6 protein-coding genes are annotated in these 8803 nt (G+C 69.7%); 3 read left to right on the forward strand and 3 right to left on the reverse strand.

All coding sequences use genetic code 11. The features are described 5' to 3' along the window. A partial coding sequence (locus H5J26_RS25165) for a GAF domain-containing protein (protein WP_181768255.1) occupies positions 1 to 642 on the reverse strand: 642 nt, incomplete at its 3' end. 128 nt (positions 643 to 770) lie between these two features. Here H5J26_RS25165 and H5J26_RS25170 point away from each other — a divergent pair. Further along, entirely contained in the window at positions 771 to 3170 is a 2400-nt protein-coding gene (locus H5J26_RS25170; RefSeq protein ID WP_181768256.1) for a phosphoketolase, read from the forward strand. A 49-nt stretch (positions 3171 to 3219) separates the two neighbouring features. On the opposite strand, the gene H5J26_RS25175 is transcribed toward H5J26_RS25170, so the two are convergent. Together H5J26_RS25175 and H5J26_RS25180 are read right to left on the reverse strand one after the other, a co-directional pair. Beyond that, the gene (locus H5J26_RS25175) at positions 3220 to 4599 is read right to left on the reverse strand and encodes a family 2B encapsulin nanocompartment shell protein (protein ID WP_235981064.1); all 1380 of its coding nucleotides are present in this window, start codon (positions 4597 to 4599) and stop codon (positions 3220 to 3222) included. 67 nt (positions 4600 to 4666) lie between these two features. Continuing rightward, a complete protein-coding gene (locus tag H5J26_RS25180) occupies positions 4667 to 6082 on the reverse strand; it encodes a family 2B encapsulin nanocompartment shell protein (RefSeq protein WP_181768258.1) in 1416 nt (471 codons plus the stop codon). Between the two features lie 448 nt (positions 6083 to 6530). On the opposite strand from H5J26_RS25180, the gene H5J26_RS25185 reads away from it, so the two are divergent. After that, on the forward strand, positions 6531 to 7133 hold the full coding sequence (locus H5J26_RS25185; RefSeq protein ID WP_181768259.1) for a hypothetical protein: 603 nt from the start codon (positions 6531 to 6533) through the stop codon (positions 7131 to 7133). A gap of 189 nt (positions 7134 to 7322) precedes the next feature. Then, on the forward strand, positions 7323 to 8803 hold a 1481-nt coding region (locus H5J26_RS25190), incomplete at its 3' end, for a right-handed parallel beta-helix repeat-containing protein (protein ID WP_181768260.1).

The following is an 8803-nucleotide window of genomic DNA, read 5'->3' on the forward strand; positions in this document are numbered from 1 at the left end:
GTACGCCTCCGCGGCGCGGGCCGTGGCCTGGACGAGGGCGAGGCTCTGCGGGGAGGCGAGATGGTCGCCGCCGGTGATGTCGACGGCGCCGATGAGGCGGTGGGTGCGCGGATCGTGGACGGGCGCGGCCGCACACGTCCAGGCCTGGACGGGTCGGCAGTAGTGCTCCGCGGTGAAGATCTGCACGGCGTGGTCGACAGCGAGCGCCGTACCCGGCGCGTTGGTGCCGCTGAAGCGCTCGGACCAGCGGGCACCGGGCACGAAGTTCATCCGCTCGGCGTGACGCTGCACTTGGGCGTGCCCCTCGACCCACAGCATGCGACCGCTCTCGTCGCACACCGACAGCAGATGGGCGCCGTCGTCGGCGACGGTGCCGAGCAGTTCGCGGAATAGCGGCATGACGCGCGCGAGCGGGTGGGCGGCGCGGTAGGCCTCCAGTTCGTCGTCGGCCAGGTCGATGCGGGCGACGCTCTCCGGAGTGACGGAGGCTCCCGCGCAGCGCTGCCAGGACTCGGCCACCACGTCGCGCACCTGTGCACCGATCGCGCCTTCGGACACGAACTCCTCATGGGCGCGCCGCACCTGACCGGTCCGCTCGGTCGCGTCGGCTCCGGTCGCCAGTGCCAGCCATGGATTCAGCACACCGTCATCGTGCCGCTCGTCACAGCGCCAGGCAACGCTGTGGACCCGGACAATCCAACACGGTTCGGATGTCCTGCCGGTCACGCCGGACGAGTGTCAGCAGGCACCCTCCCTGGTACTCATCCGGAATGCACACGCACTCCGCGCTCTCCGACGAAGAAACCGCACAGCTCGACGCCCACTGGCGTGCGCTGAACTATCTCTCCGCATGCCAGCTCTACCTGCGCGGGAACGCCCTCCTGCGCGAGCCGCTGCGCGCCGAGCACATCAAGCCGCGACTGCTGGGGCACTGGGGTTCGGCACCGGGGCTGGGGCTGGTCTACACGCATCTGAACCGGGCCGTGCGGGAGCACGGACGGGAAGCCATGTGCGTATGGGGACCGGGCCACGGCGCCCCCGCGGTGCTGGCCGGCAGCTGGCTGGAGGGCACCTACAGCGAGTACAACCCCGACCGGCCGAGGGACGCCGAGGGCATGCTCGGTCTCTTCCGTGACTTCTCCCAGCCGGGCGGGCTGCCCAGTCACACGGCTCCGGAGGTGCCCGGCTCCATCCAGGAAGGCGGCGAGCTGGGTTACGCGCTGGCCCACGCCTTCGGGGCGGCGTTCGACAATCCGGATCTGCTGGTGTGTGCGGTCGTGGGCGACGGCGAGGCCGAGACGGGACCGCTGGCCGCGTCCTGGCACTCCGACAAGTTCCTGGACCCGGTGCACGACGGAGCCGTACTCCCGGTGCTCCATCTGAACGGCTACAAGATCGCCAATCCGACGGTTCTCGCAAGGATCCCGGAAGACGAACTCGACGCGCTGCTGCGCGGCTACGGCTACGACCCGCTGCACGTCACGGCCCGTCCCGACACCCCTCCGGCGGAGGCGCACCGCGCGCTGGCGGGGGCCTTCGACACCGCGCTGGAGCGGATTGCGACCTATCAGCGCGAAGCACGCGCCCGTCCCGACGGAAAGGCGCACCGGCCCCGCTGGCCGATGCTGGTGCTGCGCACTCCCAAGGGCTGGACGGGGCCGGCCGAGGTGGGCGGAAAACCGGTCGAGGACACGTGGCGCTCCCATCAGATCCCGCTCACCGGTGTGCGCGAAGACCCCGAAGCGCTGCGGGAGTTGGAGGGGTGGCTGCGTTCGTACCGTCCCGATGAGCTCTTCGACGGGCAGGGGCGGCCCACGGAGCAGGTGCTGTCGTGCGTACCGGAGAGTGAGCGCAGGCTCGGCGCCGTGCCGCATGCCAACGGCGGCAGGCTCGTGCGCGAGCTGCCGCTCCCGGCGCTGGAGCGGCATGCCGTGTCCGTGAAGCAGCCCGGACACGGCATGCACGAGCCGACGCGTGTGCTGGGCGGGCTGCTGACGGAACTGTTCGAGGCCACCCGGGAACGGCGCGACTTCCGCCTCTTCGGCCCGGACGAGACCGCCTCCAACCACCTCGACGGCGTCTTCGACGTCACCCCGCGGGGCTGGCAGGCCCGGACCCTGCCCACCGACGAGAACCTCGGTGCGCACGGGCGGGTGCTGGAGGTGCTCTCGGAGCACATGTGCCAGGGATGGCTGGAGGGCTACGTGCTGACGGGACGGCACGGTCTCTTCGGCTCCTACGAGGCCTTCGCCCACATCGTGGCCAGCATGGCCGGACAGCACGTCAAGTGGCTCCAGAGCGCGCGAGACGTACCGTGGCGGATGCCGCTGGCCTCCCTCAACTACCTGCTCACCTCTCACGCGTGGCGGCAGGACCACAACGGCTTCTCGCATCAGGACCCGGGCTTCATCGACCACATGATGAACAAGAGTCCGCAGGTCGTACGGGTCTACCTCCCGCCGGACGCCAACACCCTGCTCTGCGTGGCCGACCACGTCCTGCGCACGCGGGACACGGTCAACGTCGTCCTCGCGGGCAAGCAGCAGTGCTTCGACTGGCTCGGGCTGGAGGAGGCCCGCGGGCACTGCGCCCGGGGGCTGGGGGTCTGGGACTGGGCCGGCACCGAGGTGGCGGGCCGGGAACCGGACGTGGTGCTGGCCTGCGCGGGCGACGTGCCCACGCAGGAGACGCTGGCCGCGGCGTCGCTGCTGCGCCAGCATCTGCCGCGTCTCGCGGTACGGGTGGTCAACGTGGTGGACATCGCGCGTCTGATGCCACCCTCCGAGCATCCTCACGGGCTGCCGGACGCCGAGTTCGACGCGGTCTTCACCCGGGACAAGCCCGTCGTCTTCGCCTACCACGGCTACCCGTGGCTGGTGCACCGGCTGGCCTACCGGCGGGCCGTGCACGACTCCCTCCATGTGCGCGGCTTCAAGGAGTCGGGGGCGACGACCACGCCGTTCGACATGGTCGTGCGCAACGACATGGACCGCTACCGGCTGGTGATGGACGTCATCGACCGCACACCAGGGCTCGCGGCGAGCGCGACGGGTGTGCGGCAGGCGATGGAGGACGTACGGATCCGGCACCACGACTGGATCCGCGAGCACGGCACGGATCTGCCGGAGGTCGCGGACTGGAAGTGGAGTGCGTCCGCGACCTCCGGCTGAGACCCCTGCGGCCTCACCCCCTCTCAGGCGTTCGTCGCCGCCGGCCCTCTCAGACCTCGACGTCCTCGAGCACACCCAGCGCGTCGGGCACGAGGACTGCTGCCGAGAAGTAGGTGCTGACCAGGTAGGAGATCAGGGCCTTGTCGTCGATCCCCATGAAGCGGACGTTGAGCCCCGGCTCGAGCTCGTCCGGGATGCCGGTCTGGTGGAGGCCGACGACGCCCTGGTTCTCCATGCCGGTACGCATCGCCAGCACGCTCGTCGTGTTGTCCTCGGAGACCGGGATCTTGTTGCAGGGCAGGAGCGGGATGCCCCTCCAGGTGCGTACGCGGGCGCCCTCCAACTCGGTCTCCGGCGGGTAGATGCCGCGGCTGGTGCATTCCCGGCCGATCGCGGCGACGGCCCGCGGATGTGCGAGCAGGAACTGCGTCTTGCGGCGGCGCGAGATCAGTTCGTCCATGTCGTCGGGTGTGGGCGGGCCCGAGCGGGTGCGGATGCGCTGCTTGAGATCGGCGTTGTGCAGAAGGCCGAAGTCGCGGTTGTTGACCATCTCGTGCTCCTGGCGCTCACGCAACGCCTCGACGGTCAGCCGCAGTTGCTCCTCCACCTGGTTCATCGGATGGTTGTAGAGGTCGGCGACCCTCGTGTGCACCCTCAACACCGTCTGCGCGACGCTCAGTTCGTACTCACGCGGCGCGAGCTCGTAATCCACGAACGTCCCCGGCAACGAGAACTCGCCCACATGCCCCGACGCGAGGTCGATCTCGGCCTCACCGCGCCGGTTCTGACGCGGGATGGCCCGGGAGAGGTAACTCTCCAGGTACGAGCGCAAGGAGGACGACCGGTCGACGGCCTCCCGGAAGTGCTCGCTGCGCAGCACGAGAACCGTGCACCGCGTCAGCGCCGTGACGGAGTGCTCCCAGTCGCCCGCCTCCGGGGTCAGGGCCGCCTCGCCGATGTGGTCGCCGTCGGCCAGGACCCCCAGCGACGTCTCGTCGCCGTACTTGCCGCTCCCCCGCTTCTGCACCTTTCCGTGCGCGATGAGGAGGAGCTGGTCCGCGGGGTCGCCCCGCGAGACGAGGGTGTCCCCGGCGTCGAACTCGAGCTGTTCGAAGCGTTCCGCGAGGGACCTCAGAGCCGCGTCGTCCGTCAGCCCGCGCAGCAGCGGGATCTCGCGCAGCTCGGACGGGATGACGCTGATGTCGGCGCCGGTGGAGACGAACTCGATGCGGCCGTCGCCGAGCGTGTGCGTCAGCCTCCTGTTCACGCGGTAGGCGCCGCCCGTGGCCTCCGCCCACGGAAGGATCTTCAGCAGCCAGCGGGAGGAGATCCCCTGCATCTGCGGCGGTGTCTTGGTGGTCGTGGTCAGTTGTCGTGCGGCGGCTGTGGCGAGGCTGAGAGAGGGGGTCGAACCGGGCTGACCAGTCATGGACGACATGGACCTTCCGTGCGGGTGAGATGGCGGGTTCTCAGGCGGCTGCCGAGGCAGCGGCGGGTCAATGCCCGATTTCGACGTCCTCGAGGATTCCGAGCGCGTCCGGGACCAGCACGGCCGCCGAATAGTAGGCGCTCACCAGATAGGAGATGAGGGCCTTTTCGTCGATGCCCATGAATCGGACCGAGACACCTGGCTGATATTCGTCGGGAATTCCCGTCTGATGCAGTGCCACAACTCCCTGCGCGCTCTCGCCCGTTCGCATCGCGAGCATCGAGGTGGTCCCGGCGCCGCTGACGGGGATCTTGTTGCACGGGAGTACGGGCACGCCGCGCCAGGCCGGCATCCGGTGGCCGTCCACCTCGATCGGTGCGGGGTGCACGCCCCGGCTGGTGCATTCCCTGCCGAAGGCGGCGATCGCCTTGGGGTGCGCGAGGATGACGCCCGGCTCCTTCCACACCGTCGCCAGGAGTTCGTCCATGTCGTCGGGTGTGGGCGGGCCCGAGCGGGTGTGGACGCGCTGCTTCATGCCGGCGTTGTGCAGAAGGCCGAAGTCGCGGTTGTTGACCATCTCGTGCTCCTGGCGCTCACGCAACGCCTCGACGGTCAGCCGCAGTTGCTCCTCCACCTGGTTCATCGGATGGTTGTAGAGATCAGCGACCCTCGTGTGCACCCTCAACACCGTCTGCGCGACGCTCAGTTCGTACTCACGCGGCGCGAGCTCGTAATCCACGAACGTCCCCGGCAACGAGAACTCGCCCACATGCCCCGACGCGAGCTTGATCTGCGATTCACCGTCGGCCGTGCGCTGTCCGGGCACCGCCGCCCGTGCCGACTCCACCTGCGAGCGGAGGCTGTCGGACCTGCCGAAGACCTCCTCGAACGCCTCCCGCGCCAGGGTGAGGACGGTGCCGCTCGTCAGCGAAGTGAGCGTGATGTCCCACTTCCCAGCCTCCCCTACGAGCCGTTCGGCGCCGATGTGGTCGCCGTCGGCCAGGATGCCGAGCGTCGTGTCCGCTCCGTACTTGCCCTCCGCGCTCCTGCGCAGCTTGCCGTGGGCGACGAGGACCAGCTGGTCCGCCGGACGCCCCGCTTCGATGATCGTCTCCCCCGGGCCGAAGTCCCGCTGCTCGCAGCGGTTGGCGAGTGCCTCGAGCACCGCACGGTCCTCGTAGCCGTGCAGCATCGGGATCTCCGTCAGCTCCAGCGGGATGACCTTCACCTCCGCCCCGGTCGTGGTGAATTCCACCCGGCCGTCGCCCAGCGTGTGGGTCAGACGCCGGTTCACCCGGAAGGTGCCGCCCGGCACCTGGACCCATGGAAGGACCTTGAGAAGCCACCGAGAGCTGATTCCCTGCATTTGCGGGGGCGTCTTGGTGGTGGTGGTCAGATTGCGTGCGGCAGCCGTGGCAAGGCTCAGCTGCGCGTGCTGTGCCGCGTCCTCGCCACCGGAATTCTGTTCCACCGCAGTCGCCATTGAAAAACCGCCAATCTCCGTACCGGCGCCGATAATTCAGTCACTGCGGACACGAAACTAGCCGGGCCGGAGATCACCGGCAATCGCTCAAAAGATGAGCTATTGCCCGGAATGACGACTCCTGGAATGGGGTAGCCCGCCATGAACCTTTGGCCCTGTGGCCGTACTTCGCCACTCTGCGCTGTCGACGGGGGCGGTGAGAGGGGCCGTGCGCACTGCCGGGCGCCGCGTGATGTCACCCCGTGCACCCCGTTTCGGGCACCCCACGCGAGGGAGTCCACGCGCGCGGAGTAGAGTCGGAGCTCCACGAGGGGAACACCGGGGGAATACATTTCGGCTCCCGGGACGTTGACCACGTTCCGGTGATTTGGCTCTCTTTGGGCCCCGTTCACGCATGCACTTCGCTCCACGAGGTACTTACGGACGTGGAGAAGGGGGTGAGGAACCTATGCGCTCGATCGTCGGTCTGTGGCGCTGGCGCGGCAACCCGTTGTGCCGCCGCAGCGACCGCCGCGAAGCGTGGCTGGCACTGTGTGCCGTGATACTGACAGTCGTCATCACACCTGTTCTGGGGTGGCTGGGAGCCTCCCAGACCAACAGCGCGCTTCTGCAGAACGCCAAGGAGCAGAAGCACGGCCGGCACCAGGTGTGGGCCACTGCGGAATCCATTCAGACACGTGCTCCGCTCGACTCCGATCCCGAGTCCGCGGCGCACCGTCCCGACCGTACGCAGGTCGTCGCCCACTGGGCGGGCCCGGACGGAAGCAGTCACAAGGACACCGTGGGCTCGAAGAAGCGGGTTCAGCCGGGTGAGCGTTTCCGCATCTGGACCGATGCGGACGGTCAGGTCGTCAAGCGCCCCATGAGTGCGCAGACGGCATCCTCCTACGCCGCTCTCGCGGGGCTCGCCGTCGCCGCCGGAGCTGCCGGGGCGATGGAGACGGGACGCCGGCTGACGCTTCGGCAGTTGCTGCGTCGCAGGTACGCGCACTGGGACGCGGAGTGGGCCCGCATCGGTCCCGACTGGGGACGTACCGGCTCCAACAACTGACACCGCGCGCAGCCGATCCGCCCGGCCGGTCCCCTCCGTGGGGCCGGCTCCGCGACGGCCGGCAGGGCCCCGACCCCCGGCCGAACTGCGGACGCGGCGTCCGGCACCTCTCCGCGCACGCTACGGTGGTGCGATTCCCGCGCGGTTCAACGCGCCATACGTACCTTCGAGGTTGGGGCACAGCTGTCAATGGCACAGGGCTCGGTGCAGGTGACGCACGCCGGTACGTCGCGGTGGCGGCGCCGCACGGGAGAGTACGCCTCTCTCACCGCAGCCCTGGAGGTGGCGACCGACGGAGACGTGATCACGGTCGCACCCGGCACCTACCGGGAGAACCTGGTGCTGGAGCGCACGGTCACGCTGCGCGGACCTGAGCGGGCGGCTTCAGGGTCGGTGCGCATCGCCCCGGCGGACGGCGTCGCGCTGACGGTGCGGTCCTCGGCCGTCGTGCAGGACCTGCAGATCGAGGCCCAGGACGCCGCTTCACCCGCGCTGCTCGTCGAGGACGGCGCAGCGGAGCTGACGGGGCTGCGTGTGATGACACGTTCGGCCGCCGGAATCGAGGTGCGCGGTGGCGCCCGTCCGACCGTGCGCCGCTGCACCGTCGACAACCCCGCGGGCATCGGCATCAGCGTCACCGGCGGAGCGGGCGGCGTCTACGAGGAGTGCGAGGTCGTCTCGGCCGGGCAGTCGGGCATATCCGTGCGCGACGGCGCCCATCCCCGGCTGGAGCGCTGCCGCGTCCACCATGCGACGGGCGCGGGGCTCTCGCTGCACGGCGAGGACAGCGCGGCCGAAGCCGTGGGCTGCGAGGTCTACGAGATCAAGGGCAGCGGAGTGCAGGTGGTCGCCCGCGCGACCGGACACCTCACCGACTGCCAGGTGCACCGCACTTCGGCGGACGGCGTCACGATGGACACCGACGCGGTGCTCACCCTCGCCGACTGCGACATCCACGACATCCCCGAGAACGCCCTCGATCTGCGCTCCCGTTCGGTGCTGACCCTCACCCGTTCCACGGTGCGGCGCTTCGGCCGCAACGGTCTGTCCGTATGGGACCCGGGCACACGTGCGGACGCCAACAACTGCGAGATCCACGAGAGTACGGGCGACTACCCGGCGGTGTGGATCAGCGACGGTGCGACCGTCGTGCTCGACTCCTGCCGCGTGCACACCGTGCCCGACGCGTTGTTCGTGCTCGACCGCGGTTCACGCGCCGACGTCATCGACAGCGACCTGACCCAGGTGCGCGGCACGGCGGTCTCGGTGAGCGACGGCGCGACGGTGCAGCTGGACGACTGCCGCATCCGCGAGGCCGCGACCGGCGCCTGGTTCCGGGACCACGGCAGCGGCGGCACGCTCGCCAACTGCACGGTCGACGGTGTCGCCACCGGCTTCATCGTCACCAAGGGCGCCGACCCGAACATCGAGCGGTGCACGGTCACTTCACCCGCCGAAGCGGGTTTCTACGTCTCGGCCGAGGGCCGCGGCACCTTCCACGGGTGCCGGGTCACCGGTTCGCAGGGCTACGGCTTCCACGTCATCGACGGCTGCCGGACGACGCTGCGCCGCTGCCGTACGGAGCGGTGCGCACGCGGCGGATACGAGTTCGCGGAGGAGGGGCCGGTCGTCGAGGACTGCACGAGTGACCAGAGCGCCGTCTCCGCGTC

Source organism: Streptomyces albidus (ex Kaewkla and Franco 2022) (assembly GCF_013870515.1).
GTDB lineage: Bacteria > Actinomycetota > Actinomycetes > Streptomycetales > Streptomycetaceae > Streptomyces > Streptomyces albidus.